Raw genomic sequence first — 22,294 nt, 5'->3', positions numbered from 1 at the left:
GTGCCGATATCAGCCCACGATCAGCGGCGTGCCGACCGCCAGGCGGTTCGGATCGCCTGACACCGACGGATTGAGCTGCAGGATCTCGTTGAGCGCGAGCCTGTCCTGCTCGCCGCGCGTCATCGCCTGCTGATCGGCGCGCGACACGTGCGCGGCGTCGAGCAGCGACTGGCGATGCCGGTCGGCGACGACCCACAGCGAATCGCCGGCGACGACGATGTAGGGCTGCGGCGACCCGGATGGCTGCGCGGTCGACGGCGTGGCGCCGGCCGACGGCGAAGCCGGCGCGGCAGGCGGCGTACCGGGCGATGCGCTCGCCGAAGCGCTTGGCGGAGCGCTCGCCGAAGGACTGGCCGAAGCGCTCGGCGACGCGCTCGCCGACGCACCGGGCGCGAGATTCGATTGCGACGAATTCGACTGATTCGACTGATTCGACGAACCGGACCCCGAGCCGAAGAACGTCGTCCACAGCCCTTCGATCAGCTTGTACGCGAACGCGCCGACCGGAATCAGGACGACGGCCGTCGGGATCTTGTTGATCAGCGGCGTCGCGTTCGGGAAATGCGTGTTCAGACGCCCGCCGAGCAGCAGCGCGGTGGACACGCCGGTCGCGATCGCGAGGTCGTAATGGCCGCCGCTCCACTGCACGCCGGTGCCGAGGCCGCCGTACGCGACGGCCATGAAGTCGCTCGCCGAATCGGTGAAGCGCACGATGCGGCTGCGCTTGTCGGCATTCACGCGGTGCGCGCCGATCGTATAGACGAGGCCCGCATACGTGGCGCCGAACGCGCCGCTCGCGATGGCGGCCGACCCGTAGGCGAGATCGAACGCCCCGTGCGCGTGCACGACGCCGCTGATGCCGACCGCGAGCGTCGCGGTCGACGTGATCGCGGCGCCCGCGCGGCCCGCGATCCCGAACAGGTGACGCGGGTTGCCGGTATGGAGCTGCTGCAGCGACGTGCCGCCGACGGTGCCCTGCATCTGCGCGAGCACGTCCGCGGCGAGCGCCTTGATGTGGGTGGTCGCGTCGTCGAAGCTCATCAGCCCGACGCGGTTCAGTTCGACATACTGCGCGGCCAGCGTCCGCGCTTCGTTCGAGATCTGTTCGAGCTGGGCGCGCCGGTTCTGGCCGTAATCGTGCGCGCCCGAGCGCAACTGCCGCGACAGCGTCACTTCGAGCCGCGTGAGCACCGCCTGCGCGGCCTTCGGATCGCCGGCCTGCAGGCTGCGCACCGCACCCTGGTGCATGACCTGGAACACGCGGCCCAGACGCGAGCCCAGCAGGAACGACGACGTCGCGCTGCCCAGCATGTCCTGCCGCAGCACGTGCGTCGCGCCGAGCGTATCGGCGATCACGAGCGCGCCCGCGCCGGTGACGAGCGAGCTGAAGCCGATCGACTTCCACAGCTCCGCCTTGCGGAACGACGGCCGATGCACGCGCAGCGCGTTGATCTGCGCGAGCGCCTGCAGTTCCTCGATCATCTTGGCCTGTTTCGGGTTCGCCGCGATCTGCCGGCCGACGCTGATCGGCTTCGACGGATCGTTCTTCAGCGCTTCGCGCTCGACCACCGATTGCCAGTACGCGCGACTGTCGGGCAGCGGCCCCGCGGGATCGGCGGTCGACACCACGGTGCCGCGCGCCGGCGCGCGGCTGCCGGTTTCCGCGAGCCAGCGTTCGCCGAAGCGGCGCGCGAGCTTTTCGGTGCGCGTGGCGGGCGGATGATCGGCCGACGCCCACTGCGTCATCGCATGCTCGATGGTCGCCTTGCGCGCCTGGTTGACGAGCGCGGTCGTGTTGCGTTCGTACAGTTCGCCGCGCAGCGTCGCGAGCGCGTCGTCGGACAGGCCTTTCGACTTGCCGATGCGCGCGATTTCCGCGAACAGCACCTGCTGCTGGTTCGCGAACGTCTCGGGGCTCACGGGATCGAATACGCGCGTGAGCGCATCGGCGCCGTGCAGCCGCGCGAACTTGCCGTGACGGTCGGTCTGGTAATAGTCGACGATCCGTTCCGCCAGCGCCCGCGTCAGGTCCTGGTTCGCGATGAAGTCGGCGCCGTGCGTGCCATACGACAGCCCCACGTGCAGCCAGTCGATCGCCTTGCGGTCGAGCAGCGCATCGAGCAGCTCGACGTGGCCAGCGCCCGGCACCGGTTCGAGCACGGCGTCCCACCCGTGAAAGCTCAGCATCACGTTCGGCGCGGGCTCGCCGGCGTGATCGTGCGACCACGTCTCGAACGACGTCATGAGCCGCGTGTATTCGGCGTAGCTGTCGTTGGTGCCGGCGATCGTGCGGCGGTCGTCCGCGGAGACGAGCGGGCGGCCCGACGCCGCTTCGAGGCGAAGCTGGAAGCCATGGCGCGACGCCGCGGTGAGCCATTTGTGCAGATGCGCGATGTCGTCGAGCTCGAGCGTGCGCGTGGTGCCGTCCGGCGCCTCGCGCGTGATCGTCGCGTCGGCCTCGTTGTAGCGCGCGCCGATCGGAGAGCCGAACTGGCGGGCGCGCCGGATGAACGCCGGATCGTGCTTGCCGCCGCGCGCGGCCGCGAGCGTGTGCGGATCGACCGGAATCGACACCACCGGCATCGCGCCGCCGTATTGCTCGACGTAGCGCACCGCGAGCGCGGGGTCGTCGCGCAGGTTGAACGCGCGCGCCATCGGCGCGACGCGGTCCTGGATCTCGGCCGGCGCGCGCACGAACGCCTGGATCGCGCGCTTGTCGATCATGCGTGCCGCGCTGTGGCGCGTGGCGTACGCCTGCATCCACTTCACGAACCGGTTGTGATCGCCGCCGGGATCGGCCACCGGCCCGCGCGACGGCATGCTCGACACCTCGCGCGCGAGACCGATGGGGATGCCGAGCGCTTTCAGCATCGGTGCGTCGGCCAGGATCGTCTGCGGTTCGTCGGTCAGCGCGAGACCGCCGGCATCGGGCTGGTGCCTGCGCGCGGCGAGCGCCTTCACGCGGTCGACTGTCGGGAACCAGTCGGCCACCTTCGCGGCGCCGTAGCGCATCACCCATTCCGCGACCGTGCTCGAACCGAGGCTCGGCTGGTAGGGCCGCAGCGTCAGCGGCTTGGCCGCCGGCGTTTTCGGCGGCTTGGGCGCGGCCGGCGTGTTCGACGCGTTCGACGCATTCGCGGCGCGGCGGTTGCGCCGGCGGCCCTTGCCGCGCAGCGCATTGCGCACCCGGCTGGCGGGGCCGGTGGGGCCCGTCGCGCCGCCCGCCGGCTGCGCGGCCTGCCGCGCGGCTTGCTGGGCGGCGGCGAGGTCGGCCTGCGCGGCTTTCACGCGATCGATCTGGCCGGCGATCTGCGTGCGGATCCAGCGCGTCGCGAGGTCGAACTTCTGCGGCAGCGCATCGAAATACGACTTCTCGTCGAGCAACTGCGTGAGCCGTTGCGCGAGCGCGGCTTTCTGCGTGGCGGTCGCGCGCGGGTCGAACGCATCGGGCGCGAGCGTCGACAGCAGGAAGTGCTGGTTCGCGCCGAACGGGCCGCGCCCGAGCGGCATCTCGTCGAGCGGGCGGCCCGCGTCCGGCCGGTCGCGCAATTGCTCGGCGTCGTCGTACCAGCGCGCGTTGCCGTCGTGGATCGCGATGATGCCGCGGCGCGTGTGCAGCGATTCGGCGACCGGATGATCGGTCTCGTACACGTACACGTAGTGATCGCCGCGAAGAGCCTTCAGCTCCAGCGCGCGCATCAGGTGCAGCGTGTTCGCGCCGCTGAAGTCGATCGCGAGCTGCTCGCTGTCCGGTACGAGCTTCGGCGGCAGGAACGGACTGTCGGCGCCCTCGATTTCCGCGATCTTGCGGCGCACGCCGGGATCGGCTTTCGCGAGGCCGCGCTGCACGCGCGTGCCGAGTTTCTGCATCGGCGGCTTCTCGTCGCCGAGCGCCTTGCGCAGCTCCGCCGGCGCGAAGCCGCCGTAGCGCTCGACCGTGTCGTGCGCGACGTCCGTCACGACGAATCGCACGCCGCGCCGGCCGCCGGACAGGTTGCGCGCGCGCCGGCGGAACGCGGCGCCGAGATCGCGCGGCGCGATCGTCGCGTCGCCGAGCGAGGTCGATTCGTGATAGGTCCAGTCGTGCGCGGCGTTGCGCGTCGCGTAGCCGAGCACCGTGCCGGTTTCCTTGTCGATCGCGTAAAGCGTCGCGCCGTCGCCGGCCGCTTTCGCTGCCTGTTTCGGCCGGCGAAAGCGCGGCGCGTCGGCGAGCGACTTCAGCGTCGTGACGACGTTCGCGCCGGGCGTCGCGCCTGCCTGTTCGGCTTCCCACGCGCGCCCGTCGCTGCGCGCGGTGATCCGCGCGGCGCCGCCGTACTCGCGCAGTTCCGCGAGCGACACGGGCGACACGTAGAAATCGACGTCCGCGCGTTCCGCTTGGCCGTTGTCCTTCAGCGCGCGATAGACCGCGTCGCGGATCGGTACGGCCGGATCGGCGGACGCCTTGTCGACGAACGTACCGTTCTCGTCGGTGCGCATGCTCGCGACGAACTTCGGCTGCGCGTGGCGCGCGTCGATGGAGGCCTCCGGCCGCGGTTCGTGCTCCGCGATCAGCACGTGCGCATTCGTGCCGAACGCATCCTTCATCTGCTGGAGCGACGCGAGTTGCGAACCGTCGATGCGGATCAGGTCGCGCTTGCCGTGCGACGCGAGGTGATCGAGCGCATGCTGGCGGCTTGCGGCGTCCGCCGTCGCCGCGGGCACGGGCGCGTTCGACACCGGCTGCGGCGCGGGCGCGGGCATCTCGCGCGGCATGCCGAGCGCCTGCATCGCGTCGGCCTGGCTCGCGTAGTACGCGCGATAGGTCGCGTGGCCCGGCACGGACGGCGCGGCGTCGCCGAATGCGGCCGCGAGCCGGCGCAGCCCGGCCTCGTCGCCGGGCAGCACGTGGTCGGCTTCGCGTGCGATCGCGTCGGGCAGGCGGGCGTCCCGCGCGATGTCGATGCCGCCGTCGTCGAGGATTTCGCGGCGCACCGCGAACGCGTTCGCCTGCGCGCGCGCCTCGGCCATCAGCGCGCTGTCGGTCAGCGCCTCCGGCGACGAGCGGTCGAGCGCGAGGCGGCGCGTGATCGTCTCGACCGCGTGCTGCGCTTCGTGCGCGAGCGTGTAGACGAGCGTGCCGCTGCCGTGGAACTGCCCGTCGAGCACAATCCGCTGCTTCGCGGTATCGATCCGGCTGCCGCGCCCGGGCCGGCCCACCACGATTTTCCAGCCGGCCTCGCCGGCCAGCGCGACCTGCTGGCGCAACAGGCTCGAGCGGTCGATCAGCGCATGGGCGGCCTTGGGCAGCGGCGCGCCGCCGAAGCGCATGCGCACGCGCGTGATGACGGACGGCTTCTGCACGAACGCGTCGGGCGGCAGGTGTTCGGTGATGCCGGGATGCGCGAGCTCGATCGCACCGCGCGCGATGCCGTCCTCGAGCGTCGCGCGCAGCGCGCCGATCTCGCGGACGATGCCTTCGACGTTCAGCTTCGGCGCATCGGTCATGACCGTCGACGGATCGCTCAGGTAGAAGTTGCCGTGCGCGTCGAACACGCCTTCGAAGTCGTAGTACAGGCGGTGCCGCGCGGTGACGTCGCGCGCGCGCTCGAGCTGCGCGAAGGCGTCGCGGGTGACGCGCGCCGGCAGCACGCCGGCCATCACGTCGTGGCTGCTCAGCGACGCGAACGGCGCGTACATCACGGCCACGCGATCGAATGCCGAGAACGGGCCGCCGACCGTGAGCGTGCGCAGCCCGTGCGCGCGCAGCGCCGCGAGACCTTCCTGTTCGAGGCGGATCGATTCGATGTGGTCGAGAATCGCGCGATTGTCCGTGCCCTCGTAGAGGCCGATCGCATTGCGGCGACCCAGTTCGAACACGGTCTTCTCGATGCCGGCGCCGGTCGCCGCGCCGGTGAAGCGCTCGACCGGCACGCGCGCGGCCGGATCGCCGCTCACGTGGACGCCGTTGCCGTCAACGTCGAGCGCGCCCAGCTCCGGGCGCTGGTGCGGCGCCGGATCGTAGCGCAGCCACGCGTTCGTGTGGCCGAGCCGCGCCTCGGCGCCGAACCCGACCGCGATCGTCGGCGGTGCGTAGACGGGGCGCTGCCAGACGTTCGCGAGCCATGCGGCGGCGTCGCGGCCGTTGCGGGCCGACAGAATCACCGACGAGCCGGGCAGGCCGAGCACCGAGCGGTGCGCGAGCGTGACCTCGACCGGCGTGTAGGGCCGGCCGTCCGGATCGACGAGGCGGCCTTGCGCATCGGTGACGCCATGCACGATCACGATGCGGCCGTCGCGGTCGTACGACAGCGGGCCCGAGCGGTCGAGCGTCAGCGCGTCGACGCCGGCGACCGGCTTGCCGTCGAACGGCGATGCCTTCACCGGACGTGCGCGCGACCATGCCGTTTCTTCGGCGAGCGTCGCGGCCGTGTCGCGCGGCGCCGGCATCGTGACGCCGGTGCGCCGCGCGGCCTGCGCATGGCGCCGATACAGCTCGCCGTAGGTCACGCCGCCGTCGAGCGACGTCGGGCTGTGCTCGAACGCGTCGGCGAGGCGCGCGAGCGACGCGGCGTCGCCGGCCCGCGCGCGGCCGTATTCGTTGGCGATCGCCTCGGGCAGGGCGACGTGGCGGCCGATGTCGACGCCGAGGTTCGCGCGGATCTCGTCGCGCACCGCGAATGCATTGACCTGCGCGCGCGCCTCGGCGAGCAGCGCGCTGCGCACGTAGCGCTGCGTCGAGCCGTAGTCGAGCCCAAGCGTGCCGGTCGCGGCCTCGAGCGCATGGCGGGCTTCGTGCGCGAGCACGTAGACCATCGATCCGGCCGACTGCAGGCCGCCGTCGATCGTGACGCGCCGCCGCCGCGTGTCGATCTTGCTGCCGCCGCCGGGCTTGCCGCGCACGACCTTCCAGCCTGCGTCGGCGCCGAGCCGAAGCTGCTGCGACAGCAGGCTCGACGCGTCGATCAGCCGGTACGCTTCCTTCGGCAGCGGCGCGCCGCCGAAGCGCATCCGCACGCGCGTGATGACCGACGGCTTCTGCACGAACGCATCGGGCGGCGGCGTTTCCGCCAGCCGCGGATGCGCGAGTTCGATGTTGCCGCGCTCGAGGCCTTGCGTCAGCGCGCGCTCGATCACCGCGAGCCGCTCCAGCGCGGCGAAGTGCTCGCTCGCGCCCATGCCGATCGCACCGGGGTCGCTCAGCAGGAAATCGCCGCCGCGCGTGAAGAGGCCTTGCAGGTCGAAGCCGATGCCCGTGCGTTCGACGACGTCGCGAATCCGCTGGATGTGCTCCAGCGCCGCGCGCGACACCACGCGCGGCAGCGCGCCCGTCTCGAAGCCGAAGCTGTGGAACACGCCGAGCGGCCGGTACAGCACGGCGACGCGGTTCAGCGCGGAGAACGGCCCATCCATCGTCACGGTCTTCAGGCCGTACGAGGCGAGATCGTCGAGTGCGATGCTCTCGTCGATCGCCGCCTCGATCTGACGCGCTTCCGACGTATGCGGGCCGGTGTCGTACACCGCGAGCGCGGCATCGTGGCCGAGCGCGAACACGGTTTTCTCGGCGCCGGCGCCGAGCAGTTCGCCGACGTGACGCTCGACGTCGATCCGCGCGGCCGGATTGCCTTCGACGTGCACGCCTTCGGCATCGGCCGCGAGCGGCCCGAGATCGTGCGGCGCCGCGGGTGCCGGGTCGTAGCGGCGAAACACGCCGGTGTCGAGCAGCGCCGCGCGTTCGCCGACCGCGTGCGGGGGCGGCGCATATACCGGCCGCTGCCACAGATTCGCGAGCCCGGCGGCCGCTGCATCGCCACCGTGCTTCGCGGACAGCACGATCGAATAGCCGTCCTTGACCAGGAACGACGGCGCCTGGTCGAGCGCGTATTCATGCACGCCTGCCGGCCGGCCGCCCGAGAGCAGCGTGCCGTCCGCCAGCGTATCGGCGTGCAGCATCAGCACGCCCTGGTCCTGCAGCATCGTGAAGTGGCGGCTGCGCGCCGCCTGCAGGTCGGCCACCGCCGGCACGGGCCCGTCGCCGAACGGCGACGCATATTCGGCATGAGCGCGGCTCCATGCCACGCGTTCGTCGAAGCCGCGCACGCCGTGCGGCGCGCCGCCGGTCTCGTGCGTCTGCGGCGCGGGCATCCGGCGCGGGATGCCGCCGCGGCGCTTCTGGCGTGACCAGACGTCGTCGTAGAAGTCGCGGTAGGTCTCGCCGTCGCGGCCCGACACGGGCGCATCGGCGAATGCGTCGACGAGGCGTCCGACCGTGCCCGCATAGTCGTGCGACGGCGCGCGCCACGCGGCGCCTTCGCGCTCGATCGCATCCGGCAGGCGCACGTGCGCGGCAATGTCGCCGCCGCCCGCGAGCTCGATTTCGTAGCGTGCCTCGAACGCGTTGATCTGCGCACGCGCCTCGGCTTCGAGCGCCTTGCGCGTGAAGCGGCTGCGGTTGCCGTAGTCGAGGTTCAGCACGCCGGCCATCGCCTCGACCGCATGGCGCGCCTCGTGCGCGAGCGTGTACGTGATGCTGCCCGGATGCTGGAGCGCGCCGTCGATCGTCACGCGGCGTTTGCGCGGGTCGATGCGGCTGCCGCCGCCGCGCTTGCCGAGCGTCACGCGCCAGCCGGCGTCCTGCAGCATCCGCAGTTGCGTGGCGAGCGTGCCCGACTGCATCGCGAGCGCCTGCGCGGCTTCGGGCAGCGCCGCGCCGCCGAAGCGCATCTGCATCCGCGTGACCCAGCCCGGCTTCGATGCGCCGTGGTCGGGCGGGGCCGTCTCGGTCGTTTCGGGGTGCGCGGCGGCGAGGCCGACGTCGTCGTTCGCCGCGGTGCGACGTTCGCCGCCCGCCGGCGCGCGGGCGGCCTGGCCGTGCGCGTCGTCGAGCGCGCGTGCGCCGCGGTCGGCCGCGGCCGTGTCGCGTTGCGCCATTCGCTCGGGCGCGCCGGCGCGTTCCGGCTGGACGAGCACGAGCACGCGGTTCGGCGCGCTGAACACGCCGTCGAGCGCATGGACCGGCTCGGGCGGCGCGGCCGTCCGCGGCATCGCCGGTTCGTTCGGGCCGCGCTTGCCGGCCAGCACGATCACCGTGTCGTCGGCGGCCGCGCGGGGCGACGTGGGCGGCGCTTCGTCGGGCGCGATGCCGTCCGGCAGGGCGGCTTCAGGGGCCGCGGCCGTCTCCGGCGCGGGATCGAAGCGCAGCACGCGCGCGTCCGCGCGCAGTTGGCCGTCCGCACCGAATGCGTCGGGCGCGGCCGCATAGACGGGCTTCTGCCAGCGGTTCGCGAGCTCGGGTGCGAGCGCCGCGTCGTGTTCGCCGGCGACGACGATCACCGGTTCCTCGAGATCCTGCGGGCGCGGCGACGATGGCCGCGCCCCGGGCGCGTCGGGTGTCGCGCCGCTGCGCACCACGTAGACCGTGCGATCGCCCAGCTCCATCGGCTCGGCGCGCGGCCCGCGCGGTACGGCGATGCCGGCCGGATCGGACGTCGCCGCGCGCGTGACGGGCGCGTCCTCCGTCAGATCGACGACCTTCGCGTTGACGCGCGGCGGCGCGCCGTCCGGCTTCGCGCGCGTGCCCGGGCCGGCCGGCTCGTCGGCCGCGACCGGCCGCCAGCGCATCGATTGCGTATCGGCGCTGCGCCGGTTGGCGCTCGCGGTCGTGCTGCGTTCGGCATCGGTCTGGTCGCGCTGCTGCTGCACGCGGGCGCGTTCCTCGCTGGTGCGTCGCGTGCTGCGCGCATCGGCGGACACGCTCGCGGCTTCGCCTTCGGCCGCCGTCTGCGCGAGGCGGCGCGGCGCCTGCGCGCCGGCGGCCGTCTGCCGGTAGGCGTCGCTCGCCTGGTCGAGCACGTGTTGCAGCACGTCGAGCGGCGTCTTCGCGACGATCTTCGGCGTCACGCTCATCTCGCCGTCGGGGCCGAACGACATGCGCTCGCCGGTGCCCGTCACGTCGTCGACGCGCGTGCCGTTGGTCCATGCCTTCGGCGACACCGATACCACGGACAGCGTGCCGTCTTCGCCGAGCACCACCGATTTGCCCGGCGGCAGGCGCTTCGCGGATGCGCGGTCGAGCACGCGAATCGGCGTGTTGTCGTAGGTGAGCACCTTGTCGCCCACGCGCAGCGTGCCGTCCGGCGACACCTTGACGGCTTCGCCGTCGAGCGTCACGCGCGTGCGGCCGGCCGCGAGCGACGACGCGTCGCCGCTGTCGAGTATCCGGCCGATCATCTGGCTGTCGACGGCGACGGTCTTGCCGTCGGCCCCGCGAATCGGCACCGGCCGGCCGGTGCGCGTGCGCACCGACGTCACCGCGCGTTCCTTGAGGCCGCCGGCCGCCATCAGCGCGACGTTGGTGATCCCGGACTTGAGCTGCTCGCCGGCCGCCTTCTTGTCACCCGTGACGAAATAGTCGTAGCCGGCTTCGCCGAACGCCTCGAGCGCACCGCCCACGCCCGTCACGACCGCGGTGGTCCGCGCGCCGGTGGCGAGCACCGACGCGACCTTCGGCGTGCGCGTGAGCGTCGTGACCGCGCGCGTGAACAGCTTGCTGCCGGCGAGCTTCGCGGCGCCCGCCGCGCCCATCGGCACGAGATTGATGAAGTCGGCCCGCGCGCCCGGGTCGGTAAACGGATTGAGGCTGCGCCCGTGGTCGGCGCGGTTGGCCAGATCGAGGCCGGCGCTCGTCATCGTCGCGCCGATCGCCGTGTACATCATCCCCGCGCCGAGGATGTTCAGCGGCACGCCGACGATCGCGCCGATGCCGGTGCCGTCGAGCAGCGTGCCGAGGCCTTCGAGCGCCATCCCGCCGACCATCATGCCGATGTTCAGGCCGGTGCTGGTCAGTGTGTTCAGAAAACTGTCGAAGCCGCTTTCGTGATGCGCGGCCTTCGACACGAGCTGCAGCGTGCCGTCCGCGTTGTGGCCGGTCGCGATGTCGACCGTGCCGTCCGTCGACAGCTCGTTGTTGTCGATGTAGTCGTTGATGTCGTCGTAGTTGCTCGCCGTCTCGTCGACGTACTGCGTGCCGTCCTTGCCGCTGACCTTGAACAGCGCGCTGGTGGTCATGCCGGCCTCCTTGGCGGCGTAGACCATCGGCAACACGCTGACCTGCGTCGTCGCGCCGCCGCCGATCTCCAGCAGCTTGTCGCGCACGCTGTTGATCGTCTTGAGCTTTTCCTTGTCGGTGTAGCGCGCGACGTCGTCCTTCGTCGGCGATACGGGGTCCGAACCGTCGCCCGACGCCGCATCGTTCCGGACGTCCGGCTGCATGCCGAGCGCGACGCCGATCAGGTTGCGCTGTTCGTTGTCGGTCAGCTTGCCGAACGCGATCGTGCCGCCGTTGTTGGTGCTCGCGCTGGCTGCGTCGAGCAGCGAGTTCGACAACTCGCCGCGATGCGCTTCGTAGAAATCGTGCAGCGCCTTCTTGTAGTCGTTCTCGGCGTCCGAGCCGGGCGCCGCGTAGCGCAGCCGTTCGTCGAGGCCGGCGTCGAACCGGTCCATCAGCACCTGCTGATGCGACGTCTCGCTCAGCAGCTGCAGGCGCTGCACCGCGTTGTCGGCCTGCGTGACGGCCGCCTTCGCCTTGTCGAGCTGGTCCTGATACAGGTTCGGGCGCGGCGCCGACGGCGCCGGGATCATGTCGTCGCCCGCGACGGCGCGAAAACGCATGGGCGGCGGATTCGCGGCGGCCCAGTCGTCGTACTGCTTCTGTACCGACTCGAGCGTGCTCTTCGCCTGCGTCTGCTTGATGCGCGCCTGCGACAGCGCGAGCTGGGTCGCGCGCTCGTTGACCGAATCCGACATCCGGCTGTCGGCCGCGCGGATCGCGCCCGCGACGGTCTGCATGCGCTTCACGTCGAGCATCGTCGGGCCCGCCTGCACGGCGGACGGGCCAGACGATTGCGGCAGCAGGAACGGGCGGTCGAGCAGCGGCGACGCGGGCAGCGACGACGCGCCGTTGGCCCCGGGCAATGTCGGCGAGGCCAGCGGCGATGCGCTCGGCAGCGTCGGCGTGCCGGTGGGGGCGGCCGACGCGGCCGTCGACAACGACGACGCGGGCAGGCCCGGCAGGCCGTTCGCGGTCGACAGCGACGGCGTCAGCAGCGGCGACTGGAGCGCGGGTTTCGTGAATATCGATGGCGGGTTGACCTTCGCCTTGATCTGCGAGGCCTGATCGTCGTACTGCTGCGCGAGCGTCGCGCCGTACGCGACGACGAAGCCGTCGTGCGCGATGCTCGCCTGCTGCTTCGCCTGATCGAGCTTCGCATACGCATCGCCGAGGTCCAGATCGACCTGCGGATCCTTGATCATCGCGTGCGGATTGTCCTTGTGCCACGCGTTGGATGCGTCCAGCTTCTTCGTATAGTCGGCCTGCAGCGTGTCGACCTGCCGTTGCGCGGACAGCATCTGCAGATAGCCGCCGCTCGTGTTCGCGGCCGTCTGCGCGCGGGCGAGCGCGGTCTTCGCGTTCGACACCTCGTTCGGGACGATCACCGTCGGCCCTTCCTTGCCGCTGGCCGAATCGTAGCGCTGCTGCGCGTTCGTGAGCGCCAGGCTGTCGTTGGCCGCGCCGTACGCGGCGTTCGCGTAGTTCGCATCCTTCGCGGCGGCCGTGACGGCCTGCTGTGCGGCATCCTGCGAAGCGGGGGCGTCGGGCATCGTGACCCGCAACTCCAGCGGCTGCAGCGCGTCGTTCAGCCGCCCGACGCCCGCATCGAGCGCGGCCTTGTAGTCCGGATCGGCGAGGTACGACTGGAACTGCGTATAGGCGAGGTTGGAATTCGCGACGTCCGCGAAGTATTTCGACGCGCCCACGGCCGCCTTCGCGCTCGCGGTCTGCCAATCGTCGTAGAGCCGGATCTGCAGCGGATTCTTGCAGTCGCCCGGCTGCGGCACCCAATTCGGATCGTTCGCATGGTCGGGGAAGGCGGCCAGCAGCGTCTTGAACTGCTGGTCGGCCGCGTGCTGCGCGTCGCCCGGGTCCGTCACCTTGCCGGAATCGTCGATCTTCATTCCGGCCGGCATGTCGGCGTTCGCCTGTTCGCCGTACAGGATCATGTAGCCGGCGTCGGTCGTCACGTTCAGCTCGCGCTGCGCGGTGTCGGCCGCGGTGCGCGCCTTCGCGTAGTCGGCCTGCGCGGTCTTGCGGTCGTCGGCCGTCGACTCGGGATCGCGGTTGACCAGATGCAGCACGTTCTGCGCGCCCTGTAGCGTCTGCGACGCGTTGTCGTACTTCGTCTGCGCGTCCTGGATCGCTTTCTGCACCGCGCGCGTCTTGTCGTTCTCGACGGTGATGTCGGGCGGCGGCGCCGTATATTGCGCGGCCATGTTCTGGATCAGCGACGTCGCGGACTGGATCTCGGCGTTGGTCGGCTTCGACGGATCGGTGGCCAGCGACGCGGTGACGGGAATCGGCGGGGTGGCGCTCGGATTCGCGGGCCCGGCGGCCGGATCGTCCTTCTTCGGCGGCGGAGGCGGCGGGGGCGGCGGCGCCACGACCGGATTCAGCGTTTCCGACAGGAAGCGCTGCCAGTTCACACCCAGTCCCAATCCGTCGATCAACAGCATGCTCGTCTCCGTTGAGCCGCGCGACGCGCGGCACGCGCGGCGCCCTGCACGCCGCGACGTGATCGTTCGAGTGTACGGACGCACCCGGCAGCGGGAACACCGCAGTTTCGTAGCGGCGGGAAGCGGCCGGCGCCTGCGCGCCGCGCGGGCTACGAGGTGGACTACGAGGCGGACTACGAGGCAGGCCCGGCGTGCGGCCGCCATGCCGCGCGCCGTCGTTCGGACCCCTGAAAGCGGCGCGGGTGCGAGCGCACGGAGCCGCGCGCGATCAAGCGATCACGGGTCGAGACACTGCACGCACAGCCGCTTCGCCTGGCTCGCCGGCAAGCCGCGGCACATCATCACGACCGGGCGCGCATGGCACGACGGCGCATCGGCGGACGCGGCCGGCAACGGCAGCCTGCGCGCGCGTTCGGGCGGCGTGGTCGCGGCCGCGTCCATGCGCCACTGTCGCGCCGGCGGCGGCACGTCGCGCACGACCGGGATCGGTTCGACGCCGCCTTCGTGCGCGTTGCGCTGCGCGCTCGCGACGACGCGGCTCACGTAGCCGCTCGAGAAACCGGTCGTGAAGTTGCCGCTGTAGTAGCACGACAGCGCCGCGCGCAATGCGGCCTGGGCCGGGCGGCCGGTATTCGACGAGCGGGCGAAGCATTCGGTCAGGATCGCGCCGCCGGCCCGCAGGTTGCGGCACGGCTCGAACATCGTCGTTTCATCGAGCCCGTATTTCGCGAAATTGCGCTCGTTCACCTGCGCGAGCCCGACGCTGTAGCTGAAGCCGCGCGACGCGAGTTCACGCGCGGTCGCGCGCGCCTCGTCGAGCGACGCCGGCTGGCGCGCCAGGTGGCCGCCCACCACGCCGATCGCATACGGATTGAAGCCCGACTCGGTGCGCACCAGCGCGGCGAGCGTATCGGGGTCGACGTTCGGCGCACACGCGCGCGCCAGTTGCGCGAAGCCTGCGGCGCTGCCGGCCGCATGCGCGACGCCGTGCTGCCCGCACGCGAGCGCGATCAACGCGCAAACGCATGCGGCGGCGGTTCGCAGGGCGCGTGCGCGCATCATCCGGCTCCGGCGACCCGATACGACAGCACGAGCCCGTGCACGAGCAGCGACCAGCCGTCGAGCGCGACGAACAAGAGCAGCTTGAACGGCACAGAGATCGTCGTCGGCGAGATCATCTGCATCCCGAGCGCGAGCAGGATGTTCGCGACCAGCAGGTCGACGACGATGAACACGATATAGATCACGAAGCCGATCTGGAACGCCTTCGTCAGCTCGGCGAGCGTGAAGCTCGGCACCAGCACGAGCAGGTCGTCGTCCTTGATCCCGTCCGCGCGGTGCTTCGGCCATACCGAGGTGGCCGTGCGCACGAAGAATTCGCGGTCGCGCTGCCGTGTATGCGACACGAGGAAATCCTTGATCGGCGGCAGCGCGGCATCGGCGAGCGCGCCGATGTCCGAGGTCGACAACTGTCCCGACGCATCGAAGTGGCGCGCCTGCAGCGCGTCGCGGATCGACATGCCGACGGGCGCCATGATGAATAGCGACAGGATCAGCGCGATGCCGTTCAGCACGAGGTTCGGCGGCACCTGCTGGATGCCGAGCGCGGAGCGCAGCAGGCCGAGCACGACCACCAGCTTCGTGTAGCTCGTCACCATCAGCGCCGCGAACGGCGCGATGCCGAGCGCGGCGATCACCGCGATCAGCGCGACCGGATTCGGCAGGTTGCCCATCGTTCAGCGCTCGCGCGGCGCGGGCTGCGTCAGCGTGACCACGCGCACGCCGAGCTTCTGGCCGACCGCGATCAGATGGCCGGTGCCGATCAGCATCCCGTTCGCGACGAGATGGATCACGCTCTGGTTGATGCCTTGCTGCAGCTCGATCACGGCGCCCGGCTGCAGCGCGCTCAGCTCGCCGAGCGGCATCGACGTGGGCGGCAGCTCGAAGCGCAGGTCGACCGCGAGGCCGTCGAGCGAGCGCGGCGCGTCGGCGGACGGCGCGTCGTGCGTCGTCGGCGGCGCGGAGTCGGTGCGGGTCGGTTCCAAAGGCATCTCCCTGATTCGTTCGACGGTCAGCCGGTTGCCCGACGGCCGTCCGGTGATTTCCCACGCCGGCGCGGCCGGCAGCCGCGCGACGCACAGCAGGTTCTGCTCGTGCGCCTGCCAGCGTTCGATCGCGATGATGTCGCCGCCGACGACGTCGGCCAGCTCGGCCGTCGTCAGCTCGGTGCGGCCGATCTCGAACACGAGCGGCACGGGCAGGTTCGCGTAGGCCGCGCTTGCCGACGTGCGCGCGGCGGGCGCGGCCGCGAAGAACACGGCCAGCGCATCCGGCGCATCGAACAGCAGCGCGCCGTGGCAGCGCCACGCGGCGTCGGCGCGCCGCAGCTCGAAGCGCAGCGCGGCCGGCGACGCGTGCCAGGCCGGTGCGCCGTCGGGCGGCGGCAGCAGTTCCACGCGCTGCCGCGTCGCCGCCTGCAATACGGCCGTGAGCGGCGCGGCGAGGTCGGCGAGCAGCGCCGCGCGGATCACGGCCGGTACGGCCGGGTCGGCCGCCTCGCCGAGCCATTCGGTTTCCGCGACCGGGTCGATCCACAGCGTGCCGGCGGCCGGGCCGACGACGAAGCGGTACGCGTGCGCGTCGGCGGCCGGCTCGGCGTCGACGCGCCAGCGCACCTCGTATGCGTGCTCGCCGAGCGTGACCGGAACGGCGCCGGTCGCGCAGTACGCGTGCGACAGCCCGCGCGCGGCGGCGGCGGACAGGCGCGGCAGGTAGGGCGACGCGTCGAGCGCGCCCGCGGCCGGCGCGGCGGCCGCGGGCAGTTCGGAGGCGGCGGGCATGGCCCGGTTCGCGGCGTCGCCGGCGTCGGCATTCGTCAGGAACAGCGCAGGCACGGCGGGATCGGGGCGGATTCGGCGTTGGTTCGACGGGTTGTTCTGGGGCCGGCGGCGCCGAGGGGCGCGCGGCTGCTGCGTCGATTGTAGGGACGGCGATGGCCGCGTGCCGTGCCGGAATCCGTAGTCGCGTCCATCGCGCGGAGACGGCGGGAGCGGGACGCTACGAAGCGTGACGAAGTGCGGCGGAGGGCGGTGAAGGGGCGACGCGACGGCCGGCGATCAAAGGCAACCGCCGCCCGGAGGCGGCGGTCGGGGCGCGACTGGCTGGTGGGCCGGGCGGGGTGCAGGCCGCGGCCGGCTGGCAAGCCGCGAGGTAATGTGAATCCGCGCAGCGCGGTGAGGGAAGCGTTGCCGGCGTGCCGCGAACGCGCGGCGCGCGGGCGAAGCGTTACGCGTAGTCGGCGGCCATCGCGGGTTGCGGCGCCGCGCGTACGATCGGCGCCGCGTCGTGGCGCTCGACGTGCGTCATCGCCGCACCGAACAGCACGAGGCGATAACCGACCGCGTAGATCGGGATGATCCGCAGATTCTTGTCGTGTTCGAGCTGCAGCTTCGAACGGATTCGCGAGATATGCGTGTCGAGCGTGCGCGACGACACGCCGAGCTCGCGGCCCCACACGGCTTCCTGGATTGCCTGCCGCGGCACGATCTTGTTCATGTTGTCGAGCAGGAATTCGACGACGTCGAATTCGCGCGGCGTCACGTCGACGATCTTGTTGTCGATTTCGATCGTGCGGCGGACGAAGTTGATTTTTATGTTGTCGATGTACAGGTATTTGCAATCCATGGTGGCCCTCGCATGTCCGTAAAGGAGTGTTTGCGGGTCCTGTGCTGCAACTTCCGGGCCAGGAGCGGGATCGTCACGTGGTGGCGGCCGCGCGGAGCGGCGCAGAGGGGGCCGGCAGCCTTGAATTCAAAAGAATTTTTAACGGGAAGCGTCGGGCAGGCGGTGAAAGGGCCGGATCGACGGTGAAGGATTGTTACGTAGCATCGGCGCGCCGACGTTACGGGCGTTACGTCTGACGTAACGTGGGAGAGGGGATGGTTTACGGGGGCGGGCTGGATGATGGTTCAGCCAGATAACGAACCCTACATCGAACTCTACCGGGTTTGCCTTATTTTGTTTTTAAATCAATGGGTTGTATGAACTTCCCGCCGACATCGAACCCTGCATCGACAGCGGCGCCGGCCACGGGGCATGCCCCGCCCGCGGCCGGCGCGCTATCGCATCGGGATCAAGCCTTCGCGCCATCCGCCGAATCGAACGGCAGCACGTAATGCCGCTTGCCTGTCGCCGCGAAGATCGCGTTCGCGACGGCCGGCCCGACCGGCGCGACGCCCGGCTCGCCGACCCCGGTGGGCGCCTCGGCCGACGGCACGATATGCACCTCGACCTTCGGCATCTCGGCCATCCGCAGCACGTGGTAGCCGTCGAAGTTGCGCTGCTCGACCTGGCCGTCCTTCAGCGTGATCGCGCTGTGCATCGCCGCGCCGAGTCCGAACCCGATGCCGCCCTCCATCTGCGCGGCGACGATGTCGGGATTGATCGCGATTCCGCAGTCGACCGCGCACACCACGCGCTCGACCTTCACCTTGCCGTCCGCGTCGACCGACACCTCGGCCACCTGCGCGACATAGCTCTTGAACGCCTCGGCCACCGCGATCCCGCGCCCGCGCCCCTTCGGCAGCGGCTTGGCCGGATCCCAGCCGGCCTTCTGCGCGGCCAGCTCCAGCACCGCGCGCATGCGCGGCTCCTTCGCGAGCAGGTCGCGGCGGAACGCGTACGGGTCCTTGCCGGCCGCGTGCGCGGCTTCGTCGATGAACGCCTCGACCGCGTAGGCCGTGTGCGAGCTGCCGACCACGCGCCACCACAGCACGGGCACGCCCGTCTTCGCGGTGGTGAGTTCGACCGACACGTTCGGCACCGCGTACGGCAGGTTCGCCGCGCCCTCTACCGACGTCGCATCGATCCCGTTCTTGACCATGAACGCCTCGAACGGCGTGCCGGCGAGGATCGACTGGCCGACGATCCGGTGACGCCAGCCCACCAGCCGGCCGTCCGCGGTCAGGCCCGCGTCGAGCTTGTGGAAGTACATCGGCCGGTAGAAGCCGCCCTGGATGTCGTCCTCGCGCGTCCATTGCAGCTTGACGGGCTTGCCGTCCGCGCCGAGCGCCTTCGCGATCGACACGGCCTCGACCACGTAATCCGACCACGCGTTCGCGCGCCGGCCGAAGCTGCCGCCCGCATACAGCGTGTGGATCTTCACCTGCTCGGGCTTCAGTCCGGCGACCTTGGCTGCGTTGCCCTGGTCGACCGTCTGGAACTGGTCGCCGGCCCAGATCTCGCAACTGTTCGCCGTCAGCTTGACGACCGCATCGAGCGGCTCCATCGGCGCGTGCGCGAGATACGGGAATTCGTACGTCGCGCTGATCTTGCGCGCCGCGCCGGCGATCGCCGCATCGGCATCGCCGTCCTTGCGCGCGGACGCGCCCGGCTTCTCCGCGAGTTGCCGGTATTCGCGCATGATCTCGTCCGAGCCGCGCTTTTCCGCTTTCGTTTCGTCCCATTCGATCTTCAGCGCGTCGCGGCCCTGTTTCGCGGCCCAGAAGCCCGTCGCGACGACCGCGACGCCGCCCGGCACCTGCACGACCGAGACGACGCCCGGCACGGCCTTCGCGGCTGTCGCGTCGAACGATTTCACCGTCGCGCCGAAGCGCGGCGGCCGCTGCAGCAGCGCGACGCGCATGCCGGGGAATGTCGTGTCGAGCGTGAATTGCGCGGTGCCGTTCGATTTGGCCGACCCGTCGACGCGCGGAATGCGATGGCCGATCAGCTTGAAATCGGCCGGCTGCTTCAGCGTGACCTTGTCCGGCACGGGCAGCTTCGACGCATCGGCGACGAGCGCGCCGTACGTGGCCGTCTTGCCGCTCTTCGCGTGTGTGACGACGCCGTTGGCGGTGGTCAGCTCGCCGGCCGGCACCTTCCAGCGGGCCGCCGCGGCCGACACGAGCATCGCGCGTGCCTTGCCGCCCGCTTCGCGCAGTTGCTGCCACGAGTTCGCCATGGCCGAGCTGCCGCCCGTACCCTGCATCGTGCCGAACGCGAGGTTCGCATAGCGCTTCGCATCGGCCGGCGCGCTTTCGACGCGCACGCTCGACCAGTCGGCGTCGAGCTCCTCGGCGACGATCGTCGCGATGCCTGTATACGCGCCCTGGCCCATTTCGACGTGCTTCGCGATGACCGTGACGGCGCCGTCGGGCGTGATGCGCAGGAACGCATTCGGCGCGAATTCGCCGGCGGGGGCGGTGGCGGCGAGCGCGCGGCGGCCGAGGCCGGCCCAGTCGAAGCCGATCGTCAGGCTGACGGCGGCGGTTGCCCCCGCGGCTTTCAGGAACGTGCGGCGCGACGGGCGCACCGAACCGGTATTGTCGAGTTCGATCGTCATGGTCAGGCTCCCAGCGTCGCGGCCGCGTCGTGGATCGCGGCCCGGATGCGGGCGTAGGTGGCACAGCGGCAGAGGTTGCCGTTCATCGCGGCGTCGATGTCCGCGTCGGTCGGCTTCGGGTTCTGTTCGAGCAAGGCGGTGGCCGACATGATCTGGCCGGACTGGCAATAGCCGCACTGCGGCACCTGGAGCTTGACCCACGCGGCCTGCACGGCCTGCGCGGGCTTGCTTTGCAGGCCTTCGATCGTCGTGACGTGCTTGCCCGCGATGCCGGCGAGCGGCAGCACGCACGAGCGGACGGCCTGGCCTTCGAGATGCACCGTGCATGCGCCGCACTGCGCCATGCCGCAGCCGAATTTCGTGCCGGTCAGTCCCGCGTGTTCGCGAATCGCCCAGAGGACGGGCATCGACGGATCGGCGTCGAGCGTGACGTTCTTGCCGTTCAGGACAAACGAGGTAGGCATTTTTATGTCTCCATGGGGAAAACCCGCCTTACGGGCAGGTTAGCCGGGAGTGTGCGCGAGCAGCCGCTTTTTGCGTCTACCCAATCCTGCAAATTTATTGAACAATCCTGCAAATCCCCGCCACGCCGCGAGCCGTTTCGCTATGCTCGCGCGACACGGGAAATCATTCGAGGATGCGTCATGGACATGACCGATATCGTCGCGTCGCGCGAATCCGGGCGGCGCGAACTGGCGTCGCTGATCGGCCGCTTCGCGCCGGCCGACGGCTCGCATTCGACGGCCGTACCGGGCCTGATGCTGCATCGGCACACGCGGCCGGTCGACCTCGGCTGCGGCGTGTCGCGCGCCGCGCTGGTAATCGCCGCGCAGGGCGCGAAGCGCGTGATCGTGGCCGGCCAGGCATACGAATACGACACCCAGAATTGCCTGATTACGTCGATCGACTTGCCGATCCTGTCGCGCGTGACGCGTGCAACGCCGGAGGCGCCGTACCTGTGCCTGTCGCTGACGCTCGATCCGCAGCGCATCGTCGAGCTCGCGGCCGAGATGCGGCTGCCCGAGCCCGAAGCCGGCCCGGAAGGCGAGGGAATCGCGCTCGCCGAGCTGACGCCGCCGCTGCTCGATGCGGCGTTGAGACTGCTGCGGCTGCTCGATACGCCGGCCGACATCGCGGTCGTCGCGCCGCTGATCGAGAAGGAAGTGCTGTACCGGCTGATGACGAGCGGGCAGGGCACGCGGCTGCGGCACATGGCGATCGCCGGCAGCCAGACGCACCGGATCGCGCGTGCGATCGAATGGATCCGCGATCACTTCGCGGAGCCGATGCGCGTCGAGTCGCTCGCGCAGGCGGTCAACATGAGCGTGTCGTCGCTGCACCATCATTTCAAGCACGTGACGACGCTGAGCCCGCTGCAGTACCAGAAGCAGCTGCGGCTGCACGAGGCGCGGCGGCTGCTGCTGCGGCAGGGCGGCGACGTCGGGTCGGTGGCGGCCGTCGTCGGCTACGAAAGCGCGTCGCAGTTCAGCCGCGAATATAGCCGGCTGTTCGGCGCGCCGCCGATGCGCGACGTCGTGCATCTGCGGAAGAAGGAGCTGCTCGGCTGACGGGCGGCCGGCCCGTTGCCGCTTGTCGATTCGCGACGACTGCCGCCTGGCGGAATGCCGGCGCGGCGCTCCGGTTTCACTGACAACCCCGTCGATGCCTGAACGACGCGAGCATCGATCGGTGGTGATCTTCATCGCCTTTTCACCGACACGCCGATTGGCGTGCGGCCGCTGCCGCGCATTGACCGTTCGGTATGTACGTTCGTGTTTCGCGCGTGCATGGTGGGGCAGTGACGCGTCCGTGTCGGTCGCAGGATCGATGCGGTCCGATACGAACGACGAGGTGCGCGATAAACCAGGCTGTCGCGAGATTGGCGACCTGAGCGCCGTTTTGAATCGGCACGTTTCAGTGATGAGAATCAGGCGGATGGTGGGTCGAGTATGTCGCTTCAATGAATGACTCGTCGGTGCGCTATGGATGAAAGGCGAATCGAATGGAAATGAAAAAATGATGCGCCCGTTTTTGCCAGGATCGCATGTTTTTCCTTTTAAATTTTTACGGCCGCAACGCGCCGGACGGCAGCATTCTCGCTGCATGATCATGTGGCTATTCTCACGGATGAATCAAATCCGTTTCCCAATTCAGAGTGAATCGGCGTTCCGGCCGTATCGGCGGCCATTCGGCGTCGGGCATCGAGCGACTGGATCCGCGTTGTCCTGCGTCATGGAAGGTTTGCCGGCATGCTGCAACACGCGGTTTGCCGGCGCAAGCGCGTGAACCAGCGGCCCTGTCGCGAAACGCTTCTCAACTATGAAACAACCGTTCGCAGGGGTGTCCGGCGTGCCTTGTCGCGCCGAATTCGTCCGTCAAATCAGCGCATTGCGTCGCATTGTT

8 protein-coding genes are annotated in these 22,294 nt (G+C 70.4%); 1 reads left to right on the top strand and 7 read right to left on the bottom strand.

Annotated features, from left to right (window positions below):
- Positions 1-9: 9 nt before the first annotated feature.
- The 7 genes from CFB35_RS24610 to CFB35_RS24580 all read right to left on the bottom strand — a co-directional run bounded on the left by CFB35_RS24610 (position 10) and on the right by CFB35_RS24580 (position 20,355).
- Positions 10-13,548: an LWXIA domain-containing protein gene (locus tag CFB35_RS24610; protein ID WP_089465680.1), complete on the bottom strand. Its 13,539-nt coding sequence runs from the start codon at positions 13,546-13,548 to the stop codon at positions 10-12.
- A gap of 276 nt (positions 13,549-13,824) precedes the next feature.
- Entirely contained in the window at positions 13,825-14,607 is a 783-nt protein-coding gene (locus CFB35_RS24605; RefSeq protein ID WP_089465798.1) for a lytic transglycosylase domain-containing protein, read from the bottom strand.
- Complete coding sequence (sctR, locus tag CFB35_RS24600; RefSeq protein ID WP_059584725.1) at positions 14,607-15,281, bottom strand: type III secretion system export apparatus subunit SctR; 675 nt, start codon at positions 15,279-15,281, stop codon at positions 14,607-14,609. Before sctR ends, CFB35_RS24605 begins: the two co-directional genes overlap by 1 nt.
- A 3-nt stretch (positions 15,282-15,284) precedes the next feature.
- On the bottom strand, positions 15,285-16,442 hold the full coding sequence (gene sctQ / locus CFB35_RS24595; protein WP_089465679.1) for a type III secretion system cytoplasmic ring protein SctQ: 1,158 nt from the start codon (positions 16,440-16,442) through the stop codon (positions 15,285-15,287).
- Positions 16,443-16,833: 391 nt separating this feature from the next.
- Entirely contained in the window at positions 16,834-17,232 is a 399-nt protein-coding gene (locus CFB35_RS24590; RefSeq protein ID WP_089465678.1) for a winged helix-turn-helix domain-containing protein, read from the bottom strand.
- Positions 17,233-17,680: 448 nt separating this feature from the next.
- Positions 17,681-19,891, bottom strand: a complete 2,211-nt coding sequence (locus CFB35_RS24585) for a xanthine dehydrogenase family protein molybdopterin-binding subunit (protein ID WP_089465677.1) — start codon at positions 19,889-19,891, stop codon at positions 17,681-17,683.
- Between the two features lie 2 nt (positions 19,892-19,893).
- On the bottom strand, positions 19,894-20,355 hold the full coding sequence (locus CFB35_RS24580; protein WP_006480868.1) for a (2Fe-2S)-binding protein: 462 nt from the start codon (positions 20,353-20,355) through the stop codon (positions 19,894-19,896).
- A gap of 180 nt (positions 20,356-20,535) precedes the next feature.
- On the opposite strand from CFB35_RS24580, the gene CFB35_RS24575 reads away from it, so the two are divergent.
- Entirely contained in the window at positions 20,536-21,459 is a 924-nt protein-coding gene (locus CFB35_RS24575; protein ID WP_059584731.1) for an AraC family transcriptional regulator, read from the top strand.
- The last annotated feature ends 835 nt before the right edge of the window (positions 21,460-22,294 follow it).

It is taken from the genome of Burkholderia sp. AU16482 (genome assembly GCF_002223285.1).
In the GTDB taxonomy this organism is placed as follows: Bacteria; Pseudomonadota; Gammaproteobacteria; order Burkholderiales; family Burkholderiaceae; genus Burkholderia; species Burkholderia semiarida.
This window is presented reverse-complemented; position numbering and strand designations above follow the sequence as displayed.

Coding starts and splice junctions, on each gene's coding strand:
- CFB35_RS24580 (WP_006480868.1), bottom strand. CDS start 20,355: ATGCCTACCTCGTTTGTCCTGAACGGCAAGAACGTCACGCTCGACGCC.
- CFB35_RS24585 (WP_089465677.1), bottom strand. CDS start 19,891: ATGACGATCGAACTCGACAATACCGGTTCGGTGCGCCCGTCGCGCCGC.
- CFB35_RS24605 (WP_089465798.1), bottom strand. CDS start 14,607: ATGCGCGCACGCGCCCTGCGAACCGCCGCCGCATGCGTTTGCGCGTTG.
- CFB35_RS24610 (WP_089465680.1), bottom strand. CDS start 13,548: ATGCTGTTGATCGACGGATTGGGACTGGGTGTGAACTGGCAGCGCTTC.
- CFB35_RS24575 (WP_059584731.1), top strand. CDS start 20,536: ATGGACATGACCGATATCGTCGCGTCGCGCGAATCCGGGCGGCGCGAA.
- CFB35_RS24590 (WP_089465678.1), bottom strand. CDS start 17,232: ATGGATTGCAAATACCTGTACATCGACAACATAAAAATCAACTTCGTC.
- sctR (WP_059584725.1), bottom strand. CDS start 15,281: ATGGGCAACCTGCCGAATCCGGTCGCGCTGATCGCGGTGATCGCCGCG.